The organism is Sphingobium sp. Z007, from assembly GCF_900013425.1.
Classification (GTDB): Bacteria; Pseudomonadota; Alphaproteobacteria; order Sphingomonadales; family Sphingomonadaceae; genus Sphingobium.
The window spans coordinates 570541-590185 of record NZ_FBXK01000001.1 but is presented as its reverse complement, the minus strand read 5'-3'; the positions used below and the strand labels follow the sequence as shown (position 1 = coordinate 590185).

Below are 19645 nucleotides of genomic sequence, written 5' to 3'. Positions count from 1 at the left end.
ACGATAGATGCTGCACTGGGCCGTCAATGGCCGATCCTCCCCATCCGTCGGAATATGTTTCCCGATCTTGCAGAGTCGCTTCTATGCCAAGTCGAATATGGCGGCAAGAGAAATGTACGAACTAGTTCATACAAATTTACGGCAGCGTGTGGGGTAGCTGCCGAATGGCGATCCGGTCCGCCTGGTAGGAGCCGAGCCAGAGATCGTCATCCACTATCACTGCCGCCGACACGCCGTTGAAAGCCGGATCGGGCGGCCCATAAGCGACGAGCGACAAGCGCCGGGTCGCAGGATCGAGCTGCGCCACGACGTAGCCGCGATGGCACAGCATGCCATCCGCCGCGCCATTGACGATCTGGCGCACACCGCCGCAGGCCGGTTCGTCGCGCACCATGCCGGCGAGCAGCAGGCGGTCGCCGTCCCAATGAATATTGTCGGGCATGAATTCGGGCGCCTGCGCGCGCCAAAGCGGCTGGCGCGTGTCGTGGCGCGCATAAGCGACCACGTCGCGCAGGCCAAAGGCGATGACGTAGAAGCCGCTGTCGTCGCGCGCGGTTTCCAGCCCGTTATTGCCCGGCAATTCCGTGCCGGGCAGCAGGCGGAAGGCGCGCTCGCCGGGCTGGCGTTCATAGACGCCGCCGGTGGTGCGGCCGAGGACGAAATCGGTGATGCTGGTGCCGGGGCGGGTCAGCACGGTGGCGATTACGGTGCCATCTGTGTAGGAGGCGACGGCGTTGGCGACATGGCCCGGCGGCATGGCGAGGCACCCCTGCCAGCGCAGGGTCGGCGCCCCCTGCCCGCGCGCGTCGATGGCGAAGACTTCGATGGCTTCGCGGCCGCCATGGTTGACGACCAGTAGCCTGCCCTGCCCCTGTTCGATCATGCGTAGGCTGAGGCCGCGGGCGGTGAACAGCGCCGGATCGGGCGGCGTGGCGCAATCGGGATAGCGGGGGTCGGGCGCGACCTGATCAGGCGCGGCGGTGAACCACAGGCTGGCGCGGCGGGTGCGGCTGTCGACCAGTTTCAGGCCCGATCCGGTGGTAAAGCCGCTGGCGACGATCCAGGGGGTGTCGGGGATATGGGCGAGGTCTTCGGGTTTTTTCGTGCCGCAGACGAAGGCGAACTGGTCCGTTGGAGCGCAGTCGGCGGCCGATGGCGGCGCGGGCGATGTCGTCGCGCAACCCGCCAGCGCCAGCGCCGCCGCGCCAGCAAGGATCGCGCGCCGCCTCATGTGACGCGATAGACGCGGATGCATACCGACGGTTTGGGCGCGTCGTCGGGCGGCGGGCCGAGCGTGCCGATGAAGATCGCCTGGTTGAGCCAGTCGTGCGGGCCGGTGGGGGCTTCGAAACTGGGGACGGTGCGCAGATAGCGGCTGGGTGCGGCGGGGACGCGGCTGTTGGTCAGACCGACATTGCGGACGTGGATCGGCGTGCCATCGTCCGTGCGCATCATATAGTCGGCTTCGATCACGGTCCAGTTGTCGGCGCGGTGCAATTGCCAGTCCGCGCCGCCCGCCAGCACTGTGCCGCGGATGCGCGGCCCGGCGAAACTGCCGCCGGTGATGGGGATGCGCCTGCGGGTGCCGAGCGGGGTCGGGCCAAACTCCTGCGTGGGTTCGAGCGTGACGATGGCTTCATAGACGAAGTCGAGGCCCGGCGCGTCGGTCGTGGCCGCCCCTGCCCTGCCCGGCAGTGCCGTCAAGGCGATTGCGCCGCCGAGGCCGGTCAAGACCTGCCGTCGGTCGATCATGGCCATCAGTCCCTGATCCGCGGGCGTTCGCCGGGCAGCGGCGGCGGGGCGTCGCCGAACAGCGGCCAGTCGGCGAAATGGGGCCAGGGGATCACGCTGCGCGTGTCGCCCAGTTGCAGCACCTTGGGCCTGGCGCGCGTGAAGGCGGGCCAGTTCGGGCCGGGATCGCCGGTGCGGGCAAAGGCGATCAGGCTGTCCATCATCTCGGTCGACAGGCCCTGATCCACTGCGGTCCAATCCCGCGTGATGCGGAAGCGATTGAGACTGTCTAGCGTGCCCAGCCAATAGGGGATGTCGCCCGAATGATAGGCGCCTACGGTTGCGGGGTCATGATCGGCGAAGGGGACTCCGGGGCGATAGGGATGGACGCGGGTGAAGAACCAGGCGTGGACAGGGGCCTTGCCGGTTGCCGATTGCGCCAGCGCCCATTGGGCCATCTGTGTGTTCAGGGTGGAATCGCGTTCGATATCGCGCGCCTGCCGCTGCGCTTCCTGTGGCGTGCGGGCGGGGTAGCGTTGCAGGATGGTCGCGGCGTTCGCGGGAAAGGCGCGGCGCACGGCGGCGTCATAGTCCGCCACGGTGGCGATCGGCCCCAGTGACCGGAAATTTTCGTCGCGAGTGAAGCCGAGCAGCAGCGGCACGTCATTCTGGCGTCCGGCGGCAAAGGCGCTGGTGGGGATTTCCGTAACAACGTCGCCGTCGATCACGATCGGGCGGCGGCGCACCGGCGCGGCGCGGGCGATCAACTGGTCGGCGGGGAGATCGCGCATCTGTTCGATCGACGTTGCGCCCAGCGCCTGTTGCAGCGCGAGGCCTTCGGCTTCGGCGTCCTTGAGCGGGGCGGGCGCGGCCATGCCGCCAAAGGCACCGCCGCTCATGCCGACCGCGCGCTGGAAAAGGCCGCGGGCGGCGGGGCTGGCTTGCAGCAGCGATACCGCCATCGATCCGGCGGACTGGCCCGCGATCGTCACATGCCCCGGATTGCCGCCGAAACCAGCGATGTTGGCCTTTATCCATTGCAGCGCGGCGACCTGATCCTTCAGGCCGTAATTGCCCGATTTGCCCCCATTTTCAGCGCTGAGCGCGGGGTGTGCGAGGAAGCCCAATGGGCCGACGCGATAGGCGATCGCGATATAGACCACGCCCTTGGCGGCGAGCGCATCGCCTGCATAATTGGCCATGGACGCCGAACCGATATTGAAGCCGCCGCCATAGATCCAGGCGACCACCGGATAGCCGCCAGCGGGCGCGGGACCGGGCGGCGCCCAGATGTTGAGATAGAGGCAGTCCTCGCTGGTCGCTTCTTCGCCGAAATAATGGTTGATGTTGCGGGCGCGCAGCGGCTGGATACATTCGGGCGCAAAGCGATCGGCGTTCCAGACGCCGTCCCAGCGGGCATGGGGCTGCGGATCGCGCCAGCGCAGGTCGCGGACCGGCGGCGCGGCGAAGGGGACGCCCAGCCAGGCGCGAACGCCGGACTTGAGTATCTTGCCTGCCACTAGGCCGTCAGTCGTGCGGACTGGATCGCCGGCGGGACGATCGACGACTTGCGCTGATGCGGGCGCGGCGAGGAACAGGCCTAGGGCCAGCATCAAGCGGCGCATCATTTCTTGCCCTTCAATTGCGTGTCGAAGAAGCGGAAGGTGCGGTCGAGCGCGCGCAGCGAGGCGGCGCGGGTGGCGCCCGCATCCGCGCCGATCCAGCTATGGCCGACGCTGGGGATGATATCGAGCGTGACGGGGACATGCGCCGCCTTGAGCGTGGCGGCGAGCTGCTGCGACTGGGCGACAGGCACGACCTTGTCGTCCGTGCCGTGGATCAGCAGCATCGGCGGGTCTTTGGCGTCGACATGGGCGGCGGGACTGGCGGCCTTGACGCGATCGGCAGGGCAATCGGGCTTCACGCAGTCGAGATAGGCGTTTTCGGCACCCGCGATCGCGCCCGGCATGGTTGCGAAATCATAGACGCCGTACCAGCCGACAGCCGCCTGCACGCAGTCGCTTTGGGTGGGGTTGCTCGTGTCCTCGCCGGTCGGCGCGCCGCCGCATTGGAGCGCAGCGAGCGCCGCCAGTTGACCGCCCGCCGATCCGCCCCACACCGCGACATGGGCGGGGTCAACCCCGAAGCGGGCGGCGCTGGCGCGCAGGAAGCGGATGGCGGTGCGGACATCGTCGATCGCGGCGGGGAAAGGCGCTTCCTTCGACAGGCGATATTCGAGCGAGGCGACGATATAGCCGCGCGCCGACAGGTCGGCCAGAACCGCGGGGAAATCGCTGAACGCGCCGGATTGGCGGGTATGGCCGTTCGCCCAGCCGCCGCCGTGGATGTATAGGACGAGCGGAAGCGGGCCGGTCTGAGCCGCGGGGCGGTACAGATCGAGGATGATCGGGCGGTAGCCGGGGATCACGGAATAGGCGATGTCCGCATTGACCGTGACGCCATTGGCGAGGGTCAGGATGCGGTCGGGCATCGGATCGCCCAGCGCCGGTTCGGGCGCGGTGGCCGGCGTTGGCGCCTGCGCATGGACCTGTCCATGTACCGCCAGCAGCGCCAGGCCCAATGCCAAGCCCAATGATAGCGCGATACGCTTGTGCATTTTCCTCTCCCATCCACGATTCTTATGCTAACTATTTCGTACACAAATATCATCGGCTATCGTGAAGGCAAGCCCGGTGATGACGCGCATCATAGCGCGACGGGATATGGCGATGATCCGCAGGCGTCGAACGGGAGGGGCGCGGCGACTAGCGCGCCCCTCTGCGTCAGGCGTACCAATAGGCCACGCCGCGCATTTCGACGCTGCTGCGCGGCACCGCGTTTTCGGGGCAAGTGGGATCGTCGAAGGCACCATGCGGGACATGGCTGGGATAGTTCGGATCGGTGTCATGGGTCTTGAAGACCAGTGCTTCGTGTGGCGTCATGTCGGCGAAATAGGCCCAGCGTTGCGAGCGATTATAGCGCAGCACCCAGGCCTCGAACGAGAAGACGACTTCGCCGTCGCGGTCGAACATCGCCCAGGCGGGGAGCAGGTCATCGCGCGCGACGGACGCGGATTCGCAGACCGCCAGCGGGACATCCTGCGGTGGCGGCGTGATCGCGCGCCATACATTGTAGCGGGCGATGCGCCGGATCGCGCGCCCCGGTGGCGCCTGGCTTTGTGCATTGAAGAGCGCGCCGGTGGCGTCGCTGATATCGACATGCACATAGCGCGCGGGCCGCGAATTATCGAGCGCGCCGGACTCGCCCGACCGCTCGCCAAAGCGCAGAATGGCGCGGCCGGTCACTTCGACATGATCGGCGCCCGATATATGGCGCAGCAGGTCAACGATCTCCGCGGGGTGGATGCGCTCGACTTCGGATTCGTCCCGAAAATCGGTGATCGCGCTCTTATGCGGCACCAGCGCGAAGCCTTCCTTTTCCAGGGAGGGCGGGGTCGCCCGGTGGCGCACATTTTCGATTTGCACGGCGCGCTGCGTGACGTTCATGCGGTCGCGCCGATTATCGTTGGCGAAAAATTCCATGCGCTGATCCAGCAATTCGCTGAAGCCCAAGGTGCTGGTGACGGTGCGGCGGTCGCCCATCCTAATGGACTTCGCCGCTAAAGGTGCGCAGCGCCGGGTTGGTGTGATCGGGCATGGCGAGCGCCTGGGTGACGGCGGGACGACCAGCGATACGATCGCGCCACGCCGCCAGCCGCGGATGCCGGGCGGGATCGGTGAGGTCGGGGAACATGCGCGCGGCATACATGCCGCAATGTGCGTAGAAATTGATGTCGGCGAGCGTGTAGCTGTCGCCCGCGAGCCATGGGGTCTCGCCCAGTTGCACCTCGACCTTGTCCAGCGCCAACGCCATCTTGCGCTTGGCGTTGGCGAGATCCGCTTCGCTGAAGCCCGACCGCGCGGTCCTCCATTTCTCGCGCTGCTCATGGAGCGGGATACGATCAACCATGCGTTCGAAGTCGCCGCTTTCAATCCCGCGGGCCAAAACACCCACAAAGCGGTGCCACCCCCACATTGAGACAAAGTTCATCACATGTTCGTCAACGAACTTGTTCCAGTAACGCATACGCGCAACGCCCAGGGGATCGGCGGGGCGCAGCGCCGGCGCGTCGGGAAAAGCGTCTTCGAGATATTCGTTGATCACCGTGGTCTGCGTGACGATCTGCCCGTCATGGTCGAGCACGGGCACCTGGCCTTCGGGATTGATCGCGACGAACCAGGCCTCATGCTGTTCGAACTTGTGCAGGTCGATATAGACGCTGTCGAACGGTAGCGCTTTTTCGAAGAGGGGGATGAGGCATTTGAGCGAATTGGCGCCGGGTTCGGCATGATAGAGCGTCAGCACGGTCTCTCTCCAGACGCGCAGCCTGATGACCGCGTCGTTATTGAGGAGCCTACAAGTCGATCGACTTGCCCGGTAGCAGGCTGTGCCCTATGACAGCCTTAGGCTTCAGGCTATCGGTATCGGGATGATCGGTCTTACTTTCCGGCAATTGCAGGTCTTTGTCGAGGTGGTCGACCTTGGCAGCTTCCGCGCCTGTGCCGAGCGGCTGGCCATCACGCAGGTTTCGGTATCCGGCCATGTTCGCGCGATGGAACGGATGATCGGGCATAGCCTGTTCCAACGCCGCCAGGGCGCGACCTCGCAACTGACCGAAAACGGGCATCGGCTCTATCGCTATGCCGTGCCGATGCTGGAACAGGCGCAGAATCTGATGCGGGAATTGGGGTCGGACGCGGAGGGGCGGAGCCGTCGGCGGCTGATCGTCACCGGGCCGGGCTATGTGACATTTCGCCTGGCGGAGGCGCTCGCCGAATTTGGCCAGCGCTATCCGCAATATCAGATCGAAATCGACCCCGATGACACGCACCCCGCGGCCGATGCCGTCATGCGCGGCGAGGCCGATATCGGTTTTCACATTGGATTGGAGGGCAGTTTGCCCGCGTCCTGCGAGATTTTCGGCAGGGAGGAGATCGCCTTCTATGTCGGGCGCGACCATCCTTTGGCGCGGCGCCAGCGCGTGTCGGTTGCCGACCTGTCCGCCTGTCCCCTGATACCCCTGCCGCGCAAAGATCGGTTGCGCGACGTCATCGATGCGGCGATGGCGCGGCTGGGCATAGCGGGCAATCCCATCGCGCTGCAAACCGCCAATCCCCGGTTGGCGCGGCAGACATTGTTCCAGGGCAAGGCCATGGCATGCCTGTTCGCGCAGATGGCGCGCGAGGATGTGGAGGCCGGCAAGCTGGTGGCGCTGTCGCTGCCCGTCGGTCTTCCCGCGATTGAAGTCGGCCTGGTCTTTGCAAAGCGTCTTGCGGCGCGGCCGGCAGCGCATGCGTTGTTGGCATTGTCGCGAGAGGGGTGGTTGGCTGGCTAAGGCATCGTGCAATAAAGCACCTTATGTCCAACAGTTGTCCGATGCCCGTTCGTCAACACCTACAACACCAAATTCAGGCCCGGCACCAGCTTTCGACGATGTCGATGACATTGGAGCGCCGCCGCGCCAGCACCTTGGGCGCGGTGACGTCTCGTTCGAATCCGTAGGAAACAGTGTAACGGTTCGAGACATTGTAGAAGCAGAGCGCGCTGATTGTCATATGTAGTTCCAGCGGGTCGATGCCTTCGCGGAAATGGCGGCTTTCCACGCCGCGCGCCAGGATGGCGCGGAGTTGTTCCACCACCTTGCGATTACGTTCGCGGATGCCCGGAATTTCGCCGATATGCGCGCCGCGCAGGATATTTTCGTTCATCACCAGCCGCACAAATTCTGGATGCTGGTGATGATAGTCGAAGGTCGCGCCGACCACATCGCGCAGCGCGGCGTCGGCGGCCATGTCGCTCCGCGTGTTGGCGGCGTCGATCTCTCGTACCGCGGTATAGGCCCGCTCCAGCACGGCGCGGTACAGGCCTTCCTTGCTGCCGAAATAATAATAGATCATCCGCTTGGACGCGTCGGTGCGGTCGGCGATCTCATCTATGCGCGCGCCGCTTAGCCCCTTGTCGGCGAACTCCAATGTCGCGACGTTCAATATGTTGAGCCGGGTTTCCTCTGCTTCGCCAGCCCGTCCGCCTCCCCTGCCCTGTATGTTCGTCGGCGATTTGGCCACGCATCTGTCCTTCTTTGTGTCGGTCATGGCATAGCTTGGCAGCGGCGCGTACGACAAGAGAGGATGCAGAAACCCGGACAGTTATGGGGCGGCGGCCAGCATCCGTCTCAAGGCCGCCGCCGGCCCTGCACCGGACCGCTCCAACAGGTCGAGCGTCGCGCCCGCCATGGCGCGATAGGCGGGGAGGAGGTCCGGGCTGTCGGCCGACAGCGCGGAGAGATGATCGGCGATGGTGTGGTCGTCGCCGCGCAGCAGCGGTCCTGACAAAGCGGCCATGCCCCGATCAAGGCTGTTGTCCAGCGACGCGCGAACGAGCGGGCCGAGCAGCGCGCCCGGTTCGGCAATGCCGGCCGCCGCCAGCGCGTCGCGCGCGCCGGCGATCAGGGTCACCAGATGATTGGCGGCATGGCAGAGGGCGGCGTGATAGAGTGGGCGTTGTGCTTCCCCCACCTGCTCCGCCACGCCGCCAAGCAGAGCGACAAAGTCTTGCGCAGCATCGATCGCCGTGCGTGTGTCAGCAGTGACGACGAAACGAGCGCCGACCATGCGGCCGACCTCTTGCACTGGATATCCAGTGAAGGTCATGGCCGGATGCACAGCCGCGGTAAGGGCACCGCGCTGCGCCAGCGGGGCGAGGAGCGCTGCGCCGCTACGGCCGCTGAGATGGAGGATGAAGGGCGTGCCACCGGCGGGAAGGCCGCCCGCCAAGCCGCCAACCACATCGGAGAGGGCGTCGTCCGACACGGCGATCAGAATCAGATCGCAGGCGGCGGCTGTCGCCGCCAGGTCAGTGGCCGCGCTGGCGTGGCCGATCCCGGCAACCATGGTGTTGCGCCGGGCCGGGTCACGGCCCCAGACCAGCATCGGATCGGCCGAATGCGCGTGAAGGGCCAGCGCCATGGCGTTGGCGACGCGGCCGGTGCCAATGACGCCGATCCGGCGATAGGGTGGGTCGCTGCGCATCGCGGATGCTTAGAACTGCTTTGCCCCCGCGATCAAGCATCAAGGATAGGGTGGAGCGCGCCACCCTTTATAACGCATGTTCGTCCGCCTCGCTGATTTCGGCAAGCTTCCCCGTAACTGGGAGCCTGCCAGGGCCAATCTTGCGATAGGGTTCGAAGCTGGCGCGGTCCGCGTCGAACGCCATGTCCCAGGGGATATTGTCGCCCCGAAAAATCGGTGGCGCGTTGTTCGACCAGAGCAGCGAGCCGAAGCGGAAATCCCAGGCGCGCGGCACCCAATTATCGTCCAGATAATCGGTGTCGGCGTGATATTCCGCCTCCCCGGCCTTCCCCGGCATGTCGCAATAATAATAGATGGCCGACGATATGCGATGGCGGGAAATGCCGCCGCTGCTGTTCATCGTCTGGTTTTTCCAGCCTTTGGCGTCCATGATGTTGGCGCCCAGCATGACTTCGTCGATATCGTCCATGCCAAAGGCGATATGCATGAAGTTGAAATGGTCCGGCGCGATCGGCAGGTCGCAATTCACCCAGAAGATGGAATGATGTTCGAACGTGCCGGACGCGCGGGAAAAGATACCGGTGCCCTTGCTATGATCGACATAGCGGAAACCCATATGGCGTTCATAAAATTCGAAGCTGCCGACATAGTCAGGCGAAAAGAAGACAACATGGTTGATCGTCTTGGGAATGGCGCGGCGGCGCCAGATGCGGTGCTGGTTGAAGCGGGGATAGTGGCCGGGCGTGTTGACCGGACTGGCTTCGCTGACCACCGGGCGTTTGGCCCAGACGCGCAGGCCGATCGGCTGGCCGTCGGGGCAGGTGCAATGGACGGTGCCGTCGGCGTCGCGGCGGACATCGACTTCGGTGGCGAGGCTGGCGGCGACCTGCTCCAGGGCTTGCGGGCTTTCCACGCCCCAAATCGTTTCCTTCAGCCCATCGCCGGGGAAGGGATCGGGCGTGGGCAGGCGCGGGTCGCCATGGCGGTAGAGGATGATATGCGAGCCGGACGCGAGGTGGAAGATTGCTTCATCCTCGCTCGCGGTCTCCAGCGGGAGGCCGAAGTCGGTCCAGAAGCGGGTATGTTCCGCCAGATCCTTCACACCGAAAATCGCGCTTTCGACGCCCAATATGCTCATAATAACTCCCTCGTCCTGATCGTCCTTATGAGGATGGCGGCCGTCGTGAAGAAACGCATTTCATGGGACGGTGGTATCGGTCCCGCCGATAGGAGCCTGCCCAGGGTTCAAGCGTTGGGGATGAGGATCGTCGGCAAGAACAGCATCGTGCGGCCGTCGAGTCGCATGGCGCAGCATGGACCTTGCCGGGTTCCGTTTGGGCAGGACAGACTGACCCGTCAGCCGCGCCCTTTGGGCGTCGCATCGCTCAGGAATTGCGCCGCCAGTTCCTGCCGCGCGATGCGGGCTTCGTCGAGCGACAGGACGCCGTCATCCTTGACCGGCAAGGCGGGCGCCTGCGCGTCGGCGACGATCCGTTCCACCACCCAGCGGATCGCCGGGTCGTTGTTGCTGGAGATATGCCACTGGATCGCTTCACGGATCGGCGGGATGTCCATCGGCACTTCGCGCAGGGTAAGCGGCAGATACGCCGCCATCCGCGTCGCGAGCCGCCGGTGCATGGTGGCGATCCGGTTGGAGCCGATGACGAGGCCGGGCATCGACAGGAAGCTGTGGGTTACGATCTCGATGCGGCGTTGGCGCTTCTGCCGCCGCACAAACCAGTCTTCGAACGCGGACACGCGCGCGCGGCCGAAGCGGGCGGTGACATGGCCCAGTTCGAAATACAATTCCTTGGTCATCGGCCCGGCCATGGCGGGATTGCCGTTCCAGCCGACGACGACATAGTCGTCGTCAAACAATATCTGGCTCGGATGATCGGCGGAGATCGCATAGTCGATGGTGATGAGCAGGTCGACAGCGCCGCGTTCCAGCGATTCCAGCAGGACTTCGGTCAGCGACTGGATTTCGAACCGCATCCCCGGCGCTTCGCGTTGCAGGTCGGTCATGGCCGACGCCAGCAGGACTTCGGTGATATAGTCCGACGCCATGATGCGGATGCTGCGGTCGGACGTGGCGGGATCGAAAGGTGGCGGCACGGCGATGGTCGAGCGGATCTGCTCCAGCACCGCGCGTACCGGATCGACCAGTCCTTCGGCGCGGGCGGTCAGCACCATCTGCCGCCCCTTCTGCACCAGCAGGTCATCGGCGAAATATTCGCGTAGCCGCCCCAGCGCGGACGAAGTGGCGGACTGGGACAGGCAGATACGATCCGCCGCGAGGCTGACGCTGCGTTCGGCGAGCAGCGCGTCGAGCGCCACCAGCAGGTTGAGGTCCAGCCTGTCGAACCGCATCGTCTCTCTCCTGTCAGCCCGCCGCTATGACCGACAGTGCGTTGGCGACCAGCGTAGCAGGGTCGCCGTCATGGGCAAAGCCCGCGCGATCGGCCGCCGGGGTGGCAAGCGGCGGATGCGATCCGAAGGCGGCTTCCAGCGCGGGATCGGGGCGGTAGGCGACCAGGTCGGTCGAGACGCCGCATTGGAGGGCGATCTCTGCGACGAGGTCCCCTATCGCGATGCGCTGCGCCGGCAGGGTGACAACGCGGGTCGGCGGCATCAGCGTTGCGTCCATGGTCAGCGTATGGAGCAGATTGTCGGCGCAGCAGCTGACCGATTGCGCCCAGATCGTTGCGCCTTGTGACACCGGGCAGACGAAAGGTTCGCCAGCCCGCAGCGCATGGAACAGGTCGCTCATGAAGGCGGACTTCATGCCCGACGGCCCCTTGGGCCGGGCGAGGATGCCGGGCAGGCGCACGCTGATCCCCTCAATCTCGCCGCGATGATGCATCATCGCGACCGCGACCTCCATCATCGCCTTGTGCCCGCCATAGACCATGCGGGGCGCGAGCGGGGTGGCGTCATGCACGCCCGCGGGCGGCAACGGGTCGCCGAACACCGCGATCGAACTGGCATAGACGATGCGGGGCCTTGTCCCCGCCGCCTTCGCGTCGTCCAGCAGGTCGTACATGGCGTCGATATTCACCCGGCGCGAGGCTGCGGGATCGGCCTCCGCCGCGCCGCCGGGCACGGTGGCGAGATGAACAAGCGCGCGGCATCCTTCGCGCAACGCGTCCGCCCTTACCGCCGCCGAGCATATGTCGCCCACGACCGCGCGTGCGCCGGCCGGGATGTCGCTCGCAGCGCTGTCCATGCCGACGACCTGTTCCCCCGCCGCCAGCAGGCGTTGCACCAGTTGGCGGCCAACGAAACCGCCCGCGCCCGTCACGATGATAGTCATGGTCTAATAGCGCTCCGCATAAGGGTTACGAACGTCTTCCTCATTCAGCGCTCTGTTAGAAATTCGCCGAGAGGCGCAGTCCATAAGTTTGCGGCGCGGTGTAGCGGGCGATCGCCATGCCGATCGGCGAGCGTTGCGGCGTGGACATGCGGCGTTTGTTTTCCAGATTGTAGAGGAAGGCACCCAGCGACCAGCCGCCATCGGCGGCGCGCAGCGTGAGGTTGAGGTCGGTCTGCCAATAGGCGCGGATATGTTCGAAATCGAGATATTCGAACGCACCCCATTGGTCGTCGCGCCACGCGGTGGCGACATTGCCGACCAGTTCCAGCGAGCGGCCGAGCGGCACGACCTGTTCCGCGCCCAGGTTCACGGTCCATTTGGGCGAATAGAGCAAGGGCTTGCCCGAACAGTTGAAGTCCTTGACCGGCGCGCCGCCGGCGCTGGCGCCCGTCAGGGTGAAGGGGCAGGCGATATTGTCGCGCGGCGAGGCGGTGTAGAGATGCAGATCGTTATAAGTGGCTTTCAAATATTGCACCTTGGCGTTCAGCGTCGTCGTCGGCGTCGCCTTGATGATGGCATCGACATCGAAACCCTTGATCGTGGACTTGCCCGCATTTTCGTTGGAATTGATCAGCGTGCCGCTGGTATCGACGGTGAAATAGGTGATCTGCTGATCCTTATATTTCCAGTAGAAACCCTCTACGTTCAACTGGACGCGGTTGTTGAAGAATCGGTTTTTCGATCCCACCGTGTAGGCGGTGATGAATTCGGGGTCGTAGCGCGACTTGCCCTCCGCCAACTGGAAGCCGCCGGCGCGATAGCCGGTTTCGATAGTCGCATAGAGCAAGTTCTGGGGGCCTAGATCGAATTCCGCCGATGTCTTCCAAGTGACGCGGGAATAGGTGCCGCTGTCCACCACTGGATTATAGGTTTTGACGATCGTGCCAACGCCGTTCAATAGCGGGAAGACCTACGGGTTGGCCTGGTCGGTGCTGCCCGCCGCGATCCAGCCATTGCTGACCAGCCAGTTGACCGTGTCGCCGGTGGTCAGGCTGTTGGGATAGCGGGGCAGACCATTGGGGGCTGCGCAACCCGCGGCGAAGGAGGCCGGCGGGGTGATATTGGCGGGCGGCAGGCCACCGCAGAAAGTGATGAAATTGTTTATGATGCCGTCCATCGCCTTTTTGTCGCGGGTGTAGCGCGCGCCGCCGACCACGCGGAACCGGTCGCTGACATTGGCGGTCAACTGGCCAAAGGCGGCCCAGCTTTTGGTCTTGTGGGTGTAGGACTGGATCGGCAGGACGAATTCCTGATTATATTCCGTCTGCGCGTCGATCTTTTCGTTAAAATAGAAGCCGCCCAGCACATAATCGACCATGCCTACCGACCCGGCTAGGCGCGCTTCGAGGCTATATTGCTTGTCGGTTTCGGCGTTGTAGGCGGTATTGAAGGCAGGTCCGTAGAAGAAACTGTCGCCCTTTGACTTGCGGAAGGCGGGGACGAGGGTGAAGGTGCCGATGCCGGTCTTCCAGTTCAATTCCGCGTTCACGCCCCAATAGATGTAATCGACCGATTGCTGCTGGTTCATCGCATTGAGGAAGCCGAAGCCCGGCGCGCCGACGAGCGTCTGGCGGTAGGCGTTGGCGGCGTCCGTGTTAAACCCCTCCGACGTGTCGAAGCCGCTGGGGGTGAAGCTGTAGCCAGAGGGGCCCGGCGTATAGGAACCGATATAGCTGCTGCCCGGCCCGACGCCGCCAATCTTGGTCCAGTCCGCGCCGATGCGCAGGGTGACGGCGTCGGACGGCTCGATCAGGAACTGGCCGCGCAGCCCCGTGCGCTTCAAATCGTCGCTGCCGTCCCGGTTGTAGCCGTCGCTCACCTGGCGCGTGGCGGCGACGCGCAGGGCGCTGGTGTCGCCGGTGGCGAGGTTCAGATAGCCGTCAGCGCTGACCGCGTCGTAATTGCCGAAGGAGACGTTGAAGCCCGCGCCGTTCCTGCCCAGTTCGGGGCGCGCGGGGATGATGTTGACCGCACCGCCGGTGGCGTTGCGGCCATAAAGGATGCCCTGCGGCCCTTTGAGCACCTCGACACGGGCGAGATCGTAGAAGGCGGAGCCGAAAGCGCCCGCCGCGCGGCCCAGCACGACGCCGTCATAGCTGGGGGCGACGGCAGGGTCGTTATAGCTGCTCGACGTGATGTTGCCGACGCCGCGGATGAAGATGGAGGTGTTGGAACCGCCGCCATTGGTGACGGTGATGGCGGGGACGCTCTTGGTGATATCTTCCGCCTTGGTGATGCCCTGCTGGATCAGCGTGTCGCCGGTAACGGCGTCGATAGCGATCGCGGCCTTCTGCGCGCTTTCGGCCTTGCGCTGCGCGGTGACAACGATGTCATCCAGCCCGACCGAAGCCGGCGCGGTCTGATCGGCGGTCTGCGCCAGGCCCGGCATGGGCGCGGTCGCCATCATGCCGGCGATCGCCGTGGTGGCCAGCAAACAACTCCGCATGTCTCTCTCCCCGATGATGTGATTTTGTGATTTGATTTTGGCCAATTGTGGTTGGCGGGGTGAAAAAGTCGCATTGATTTGCTGGATTGCACCTATCTGCGCCACGCGGACGACACCGAAACGACCGGCGCTTCTATCCACACGCCCGATAGCAACTATTGAGGCAAAGCGTTTTCCGCCCGCCCGCGCCCGCCCGATAGCCACGGCAGATAAGTGTGTGCGGAGAGGGTGGCATTGATGGTTTCGGGTCGGATTTCGGGCAGGCGCATCCTGATCGTGGGCGGCGGCATCGGCGGCATGGCGGCCGCGATCCGCTTTGCCGAACAGGGCGGGCAGGTCATACTGATCGACATCGACCCGCAATGGCGCGTCTATGGCGCGGGTATCACCATCACCGGACCGACATTGCGCGCCTATCGGCGGCTTGGCCTGCTGGACGCGATCAAGGAACAGGGCGCGATTGCGGAAGGGGCGACGATATTCCGCTATGACGGTACGCGCCTGCACGATCTGGACGAACCGGCGCTCGAGGAGGGTTTACCCGCAACCGGCGGGATCATGCGGCCGGTGCTGCATCGGATTATGCAGACGCGGGTCCGGGCGCTGCCGATCGTCATCCGCCTGGGCCTGACCGTCAGCGCGCTGGCCCACAGGCAAGACGGCGGCGTGGACGTGACCTTTTCCGACGGCGGGCAGGCGGATTTCGACCTGGTCGTGGGCGCAGACAGCATCTATTCGGGGGTGCGCCGCCTGGCCTTCCCGCATATGGGCGACGCGCAGCCGACCGGCCAGGGATGCTGGCGCCTGTCCATCCGCCGTCCGCCGACGCTGACTAAGGGCGAATTTTATTTCGGCCATCGGGTGCCCGTGGGGATCAACCGATGCGGCGCGGAAATGGTCTATCTGTGGATGCTGACGCCGCATATACGACGGGCGAACCATTTCACCGAAGACGAGCTGTTCATGCAGCTGCGCGACAATCTGGCCGATTTTGGCGGGAATGCCGGATGGGTTCGCGATCATATGACGCGCGGCGACTGGATCAACTATCGCCCGCTCGCCGCCGCCTTGCAGCCCGGCCCATGGCATGACGGGGCGATCGTGCTGCTGGGCGACGCTGTTCATGCGACAACGCCGCACCTGGCGTGCGGCGCGGGCATGGCGGTGGAAAGCGCGCTGGTGCTGGTCGAGGAACTGGACCGAGCCGACACGGTAGAGGCGGGCCTGTCCGCCTATCAGGCGCGCCGGTTCGACCGGTGCCGCCATGTAATCGACACCAGCATCCAGGTCGGCCGGATGCAGCTGGACGGAGACTCGCCCGATGCGATCGGCGCGGGGCTGCACCGGCTGGCGGAGGAATATTGATCCGGTGCGCTACCAGGCGGTCGCACCCGCGTCGACAGCGATGTCCGCACCGGTGACATAGCGCGCCTCGTCCGAGCCAGCCACACCGCGCACCAGCCGATATCGTCCGGCTCGCCCAGACGTGGCAGCATATTCTTGGCGCGCACTTGCGCTTCGAACGCCGGGTCGGCGGCCAGGTGGCGCGCCGTCGCGGCGGTGCGGATGAAACCGGGCGCGATGCTGTTGGCGCGGATGCTATGCGGCGCGCCCTCCATCGCCAGCTGGCGTGTTATCGCCAGCACGCCGCCCTTGCCCGCGCAATGCGCCAGTGCGGGCGATCCCGCCAACGCGTGGCGCGTATTGGCAGACCCGAAATTGATGAGCGACGCGCGCCGGCTGGCCTTCAGCCATGGCCAGGCCGCGCGGGTAGAGAGGAAGACGATGTCCAGTTCACCGCCCAGCGTCGCTTTCCAGTCGACAGCGCGCCGCCCCCTTATAATAGTCGCCGATCATGGTGGTCGACAGCACCATGATGGCCGCTTCGGCCAGGCCCACGCCGACGCGCGAGAGCAGGATGGCGGGCAGCACCAAGCGGCGGCGGCCGAAGCGGTCACCCACCATCCCGGCCAGCGGCGAGAAGAAGGGGACGCACAGCGCCGGTATCGTCAGGATCATCGGCACCCAATATTCATGGGCGGGCACGGTGCTGAAATCGGACAGCAATTGCGGCAGGATCGGCGCGAGCAGCACGATCGCCATCGTGGACAGGGTGATCGGCAACAACAGAGAAAAGCCGGTGAGAAAGCCGGGCGCAGGATCGCCGTTCGGGGTGGCGCTGCGATCTGTCATGCGGCTTTCTCGTCAGCCATGTGCCCGGCGCTCTCCTTGTTATGCGGGCAGGTTAAGGCGAAGCGCGGGAACAGGGTCAAACGCAAAGCATTGAACCCACCTATTGACCGCAGCGTGGGGACCGCTCAGTCGTCCGGTTCCTCGACAAATTCGATGAGATTGCCCGCGCAATCGCGCAGGAAACATCCCTTGCCGAACGCCTCGCGCACGACGAAGGCGATGTCGGCATCCCTGGCCGCCATCTCGACCAGGAAATCCTCCAGATCCGCGACGCAGAAGGCGACATGCTTGTTGCCATGGGTCTTGAGGTCGGACGGCGGGTGCCGCCGATCATCCGGCAAAGAGGCGGCGCCCTCCACCTCAAACAGTTCGAAGCGCAGCTGTCCCTTGCGCAGCATCGCAGCCTGCGCCCGCGCTGTCGCGATGGGGAAGCGTTTTTCGAGCGTGAAGCCCAGCACCCGGCCATACCAGTCGATCGCCGCGTCCAGGCTGGGCACGCTGACACCGCCATGGTGGAAGGTGAAGTCAGCCATCGGCCTTCTCCCGCGCGATCATCGCCTCGATCAGCCGCCGCGCCCGCGTGCCGCCCTGGTCGATGCCCAGCGACAGCGGCTTTTCCGCCCAGAAGTCCCGGCCCGCCATATTGGCGTAGGCGGCCTCGATCATCGGCTTGTCCTCCTGGTCGAAGGCTTCGCCGAACAAAGTGAGCAGCGCGGCGTCGGTTTCGGGCGAATCCAGCGCGTCATAGCGGGTAGAGGACCAGAAATAATGGGTCTGGTGATCGTTGGCCGGGGTCAGGATATGTGCCTGGGGCACTTCGAACCCGGTGTCGCGTGGGCCGCCATGCGGGCAGACGCCAACCATCAGCCGCATTGAGGCGGGCGCGTTCCAGCGCATCTCCAGCCAATGATCGACCACCGCGTCGTCGGGGACATGGCCGCGCGCGACGGACGGCGGCGCGATGCCGGGCATCCACCAGTCGCTGTGCAGCGTATCGCCATCCATATACGCCTTGTGCTGGCCGACGAAGATCACCCCCTGCCCGGCAAACGTCCCTTTATGGACGAATTCGATATGGCTGAGGTCGAGGAGATTGTCGGTGCCATATTCATATTGCGCCTGCATCAGCGTGTAGCCGCGCACGGTGCGGCTGGCGGGCGTATCGGGGATGAAGGCGAAGTCCGGGATCAGCGTTTCGTCCGCATCCGGCCGGTCGCCGCCCCAGAGCCAGAGGATGCCGTCGCGCTCCACCAGATGGAAGGCGGGGACGGACGCGCCTGCGGGAATCCGGTCGGCGAAGGGATTGCGCACGCAGCGGCCGTCCGGCGCGAAGGCCAGGCCGTGATAGCCGCAGACTATCCTGTCGCCTTCGCGCGTGCCCAGCGACAGCGGTGCGAAACGGTGGGGGCAGCGGTCGCGGAGCGCCGCGACGCCGTGTGTGGTGCGGAAGACAAACAGGCGCTCGCCGCGGATTTCGCGGGAGAAACCACCCTCCCCCAGCTCGTCCGCCCATCCCGCCATATACCAGCAGCGTTGCGGATAGTCGGACATCCTTTACTCCTCTTTGCTTATTTTGTCATGGCATGGCGGCGAATGTCTCCGCGCACCAGTCGGCGATATAGTCGCGCATCCCGGTGCCATTGTCTGCGCCGCAATGTTCGACCTCAAAATCCGCCTTGGTGAACATGCGCAACGTCCGCTTGGGGCTGTTGACGGCCTGATCGTAGCTGAGGTGCGCGTTGAAGGCGGGGATCTGCCGGTCATTTTCGCCATGGGTGACCAAGAACGGCACCCGGATATTTTCGACCTGCCCGTCGAGCGTGATCTGGTCGGCATAGGCCAGGAAATCGGCCTGATTGTCGATGCCGAAGACCCACATCACATGGTCCCAATAATGGGGCACGGGATTTTCGCCCTCATTGGCGATCCGCTCACGCTGACGCCGGCCCCAGACATGGTTCGCGCCCATGACGGCACACAGCGCATAGCGCGGGTCGTTGGCGGCGATGCGCGGGGCGTGATAGCCGCCAAAGGACAGGCCGAATATGCCGATCTTCGCCGCGATCACGTCCGGCCGGGTCAGCAGATAGTCGAAAGCGGGCGATCCCCAGCGTTCCGCATCATAGACCGCCGTCAGGCCGCGCTTGCGCAGCGCCTCCCCGGTGCCAGGCTGGTCGATGAAGAGGGTGTTGATGCCGCGTTCCAGATTGGCCGCGCCATGGCCCGCCATATTGACCTGTTCCTTCATCGAATCGAGGCCATTGACCGACACCAGCGCCGGGCGCGGCGTGCCGGACCCGTCATGGACGAACAGGGCAGGATAGGCGCTGCCCGCATAGGGTATCTCAACGAAATCGACATGCAGGCCGCGCAGCGCCACGCCCCTGGCATAGAGGTCCAGCCCCCGGTCATAGGCGGCCCAGCGCGGCGCATAGTCGCGGCTCTGCATCCGTTCCGCCGCCAGATAATAGCCCGATGCGCGGAGATATTTGCTGCCTGCCGACAGGGCGTAGCCCGCCGCCTCGTCCGCCGCCCCATTGGCCGCGACCTGGTCCGCGACGCGCAGCCAGCTGTCGAACATCTGCGCGCTGCCGGCGTCCGCGCCACCCCTGGCCGCGTCCATGATCGGCCGGTTCGCTTCGTCAATCTCGCCATGATTGCCGCCGCACACCAGCGCCAGGTTCGTCGCGAGATTCCAGACATAATTGCCGGGGAAGGGTTCGAACATGCCTGTGTCCTTGTCGTTTGATCCGTAGCGCCGATGGGCGGGCGCGCATCCTTATCCCGCCAAAGACCGCCCATCCGGGGCCAGAT

At 65.1% G+C, this 19645-nt stretch carries 19 protein-coding genes and 1 pseudogene; 2 read left to right on the top strand and 18 right to left on the bottom strand.

Annotated features, from left to right (window positions below; translation table 11 throughout):
• Positions 1-136 precede the first annotated feature (136 nt).
• The 6 genes from CEQ44_RS02785 to CEQ44_RS02760 all read right to left on the bottom strand — a co-directional run bounded on the left by CEQ44_RS02785 (position 137) and on the right by CEQ44_RS02760 (position 6096).
• Positions 137-1231: a hypothetical protein gene (locus CEQ44_RS02785; protein ID WP_088182913.1), complete on the bottom strand. Its 1095-nt coding sequence runs from the start codon at positions 1229-1231 to the stop codon at positions 137-139.
• Complete coding sequence (locus CEQ44_RS02780) at positions 1228-1758, bottom strand: DUF3237 family protein (protein ID WP_088182914.1); 531 nt, start codon at positions 1756-1758, stop codon at positions 1228-1230. Before CEQ44_RS02780 ends, CEQ44_RS02785 begins: the two co-directional genes overlap by 4 nt.
• A complete protein-coding gene (locus CEQ44_RS02775) occupies positions 1758-3359 on the bottom strand; it encodes a carboxylesterase/lipase family protein (RefSeq protein WP_254913615.1) in 1602 nt (533 codons plus the stop codon). Before CEQ44_RS02775 ends, CEQ44_RS02780 begins: the two co-directional genes overlap by 1 nt.
• On the bottom strand, positions 3356-4348 hold the full coding sequence (locus CEQ44_RS02770; RefSeq protein WP_088182915.1) for an alpha/beta hydrolase: 993 nt from the start codon (positions 4346-4348) through the stop codon (positions 3356-3358). Before CEQ44_RS02770 ends, CEQ44_RS02775 begins: the two co-directional genes overlap by 4 nt.
• 166 nt (positions 4349-4514) lie before the next feature.
• Positions 4515-5333 (bottom strand): CmcJ/NvfI family oxidoreductase, encoded by an 819-nt coding sequence (locus CEQ44_RS02765; RefSeq protein WP_088182916.1) that lies wholly within the window; start codon positions 5331-5333, stop codon positions 4515-4517.
• Position 5334: 1 nt separating this feature from the next.
• On the bottom strand, positions 5335-6096 hold the full coding sequence (locus CEQ44_RS02760; protein ID WP_088182917.1) for a glutathione S-transferase family protein: 762 nt from the start codon (positions 6094-6096) through the stop codon (positions 5335-5337).
• Positions 6097-6220: 124 nt separating this feature from the next.
• Between CEQ44_RS02760 and CEQ44_RS02755 the strand changes: the two genes are divergently transcribed.
• The gene (locus CEQ44_RS02755) at positions 6221-7126 is read left to right on the top strand and encodes a LysR family transcriptional regulator (protein ID WP_088182918.1); all 906 of its coding nucleotides are present in this window, start codon (positions 6221-6223) and stop codon (positions 7124-7126) included.
• 73 nt (positions 7127-7199) lie between these two features.
• Here CEQ44_RS02755 and CEQ44_RS02750 read toward each other — a convergent pair whose 3' ends face one another.
• The 7 genes from CEQ44_RS02750 to CEQ44_RS02720 all read right to left on the bottom strand — a co-directional run bounded on the left by CEQ44_RS02750 (position 7200) and on the right by CEQ44_RS02720 (position 14638).
• Entirely contained in the window at positions 7200-7856 is a 657-nt protein-coding gene (locus CEQ44_RS02750; protein ID WP_254913616.1) for a TetR/AcrR family transcriptional regulator, read from the bottom strand.
• An 81-nt stretch (positions 7857-7937) separates the two neighbouring features.
• Complete coding sequence (locus CEQ44_RS02745; protein ID WP_088182920.1) at positions 7938-8819, bottom strand: Rossmann-like and DUF2520 domain-containing protein; 882 nt, start codon at positions 8817-8819, stop codon at positions 7938-7940.
• 67 nt (positions 8820-8886) lie between these two features.
• Positions 8887-9957: a VOC family protein gene (locus CEQ44_RS02740; protein WP_088182921.1), complete on the bottom strand. Its 1071-nt coding sequence runs from the start codon at positions 9955-9957 to the stop codon at positions 8887-8889.
• 218 nt (positions 9958-10175) lie between these two features.
• Complete coding sequence (locus CEQ44_RS02735; RefSeq protein ID WP_088182922.1) at positions 10176-11189, bottom strand: LysR family transcriptional regulator; 1014 nt, start codon at positions 11187-11189, stop codon at positions 10176-10178.
• A 13-nt stretch (positions 11190-11202) separates the two neighbouring features.
• Positions 11203-12132 (bottom strand): NAD-dependent epimerase/dehydratase family protein, encoded by a 930-nt coding sequence (locus CEQ44_RS02730; protein ID WP_088182923.1) that lies wholly within the window; start codon positions 12130-12132, stop codon positions 11203-11205.
• Positions 12133-12187: 55 nt separating this feature from the next.
• Positions 12188-13090, bottom strand: coding sequence for a TonB-dependent receptor domain-containing protein (locus CEQ44_RS02725; protein ID WP_088182924.1), 903 nt, complete (start codon positions 13088-13090; stop codon positions 12188-12190).
• Positions 13091-13102: 12 nt separating this feature from the next.
• Complete coding sequence (locus tag CEQ44_RS02720) at positions 13103-14638, bottom strand: TonB-dependent receptor (RefSeq protein WP_088182925.1); 1536 nt, start codon at positions 14636-14638, stop codon at positions 13103-13105.
• A gap of 237 nt (positions 14639-14875) precedes the next feature.
• Between CEQ44_RS02720 and CEQ44_RS02715 the strand changes: the two genes are divergently transcribed.
• On the top strand, positions 14876-16003 hold the full coding sequence (locus tag CEQ44_RS02715; protein ID WP_088182998.1) for an FAD-dependent monooxygenase: 1128 nt from the start codon (positions 14876-14878) through the stop codon (positions 16001-16003).
• 128 nt (positions 16004-16131) lie between these two features.
• On the opposite strand, the pseudogene CEQ44_RS24810 reads toward CEQ44_RS02715, so the two are convergent.
• From CEQ44_RS24810 to CEQ44_RS02690, 5 genes and pseudogenes are all read right to left on the bottom strand, one after another.
• Positions 16132-16425, bottom strand: a pseudogene (locus CEQ44_RS24810) (SDR family oxidoreductase); the annotation flags it as partial.
• 7 nt (positions 16426-16432) lie between these two features.
• Positions 16433-16831, bottom strand: a complete 399-nt coding sequence (locus CEQ44_RS02705; RefSeq protein WP_088182926.1) for an MFS transporter — start codon at positions 16829-16831, stop codon at positions 16433-16435.
• Positions 16832-16956: 125 nt separating this feature from the next.
• Positions 16957-17364: a VOC family protein gene (locus tag CEQ44_RS02700; RefSeq protein ID WP_088182927.1), complete on the bottom strand. Its 408-nt coding sequence runs from the start codon at positions 17362-17364 to the stop codon at positions 16957-16959.
• Positions 17357-18382: an aromatic ring-hydroxylating dioxygenase subunit alpha gene (locus CEQ44_RS02695; RefSeq protein ID WP_088182928.1), complete on the bottom strand. Its 1026-nt coding sequence runs from the start codon at positions 18380-18382 to the stop codon at positions 17357-17359. The genes CEQ44_RS02700 and CEQ44_RS02695 overlap by 8 nt, the downstream gene beginning before the upstream one ends.
• Before the next feature lie 25 nt (positions 18383-18407).
• Positions 18408-19559: an alpha/beta hydrolase gene (locus tag CEQ44_RS02690; RefSeq protein ID WP_088182929.1), complete on the bottom strand. Its 1152-nt coding sequence runs from the start codon at positions 19557-19559 to the stop codon at positions 18408-18410.
• Positions 19560-19645: the final 86 nt, after the last annotated feature.

Coding starts and splice junctions, on each gene's coding strand:
- CEQ44_RS02785 (WP_088182913.1), bottom strand. CDS start 1,231: ATGAGGCGGCGCGCGATCCTTGCTGGCGCGGCGGCGCTGGCGCTGGCG.
- CEQ44_RS02780 (WP_088182914.1), bottom strand. CDS start 1,758: ATGGCCATGATCGACCGACGGCAGGTCTTGACCGGCCTCGGCGGCGCA.
- CEQ44_RS02775 (WP_254913615.1), bottom strand. CDS start 3,359: ATGATGCGCCGCTTGATGCTGGCCCTAGGCCTGTTCCTCGCCGCGCCC.
- CEQ44_RS02770 (WP_088182915.1), bottom strand. CDS start 4,348: ATGCACAAGCGTATCGCGCTATCATTGGGCTTGGCATTGGGCCTGGCG.
- CEQ44_RS02765 (WP_088182916.1), bottom strand. CDS start 5,333: ATGGGCGACCGCCGCACCGTCACCAGCACCTTGGGCTTCAGCGAATTG.
- CEQ44_RS02755 (WP_088182918.1), top strand. CDS start 6,221: ATGATCGGTCTTACTTTCCGGCAATTGCAGGTCTTTGTCGAGGTGGTC.
- CEQ44_RS02745 (WP_088182920.1), bottom strand. CDS start 8,819: ATGCGCAGCGACCCACCCTATCGCCGGATCGGCGTCATTGGCACCGGC.
- CEQ44_RS02740 (WP_088182921.1), bottom strand. CDS start 9,957: ATGAGCATATTGGGCGTCGAAAGCGCGATTTTCGGTGTGAAGGATCTG.
- CEQ44_RS02735 (WP_088182922.1), bottom strand. CDS start 11,189: ATGCGGTTCGACAGGCTGGACCTCAACCTGCTGGTGGCGCTCGACGCG.
- CEQ44_RS02730 (WP_088182923.1), bottom strand. CDS start 12,132: ATGACTATCATCGTGACGGGCGCGGGCGGTTTCGTTGGCCGCCAACTG.
- CEQ44_RS02720 (WP_088182925.1), bottom strand. CDS start 14,638: ATGCGGAGTTGTTTGCTGGCCACCACGGCGATCGCCGGCATGATGGCG.
- CEQ44_RS02715 (WP_088182998.1), top strand. CDS start 14,876: ATGGTTTCGGGTCGGATTTCGGGCAGGCGCATCCTGATCGTGGGCGGC.
- CEQ44_RS02705 (WP_088182926.1), bottom strand. CDS start 16,831: ATGACAGATCGCAGCGCCACCCCGAACGGCGATCCTGCGCCCGGCTTT.
- CEQ44_RS02700 (WP_088182927.1), bottom strand. CDS start 17,364: ATGGCTGACTTCACCTTCCACCATGGCGGTGTCAGCGTGCCCAGCCTG.
- CEQ44_RS02695 (WP_088182928.1), bottom strand. CDS start 18,382: ATGTCCGACTATCCGCAACGCTGCTGGTATATGGCGGGATGGGCGGAC.
- CEQ44_RS02690 (WP_088182929.1), bottom strand. CDS start 19,559: ATGTTCGAACCCTTCCCCGGCAATTATGTCTGGAATCTCGCGACGAAC.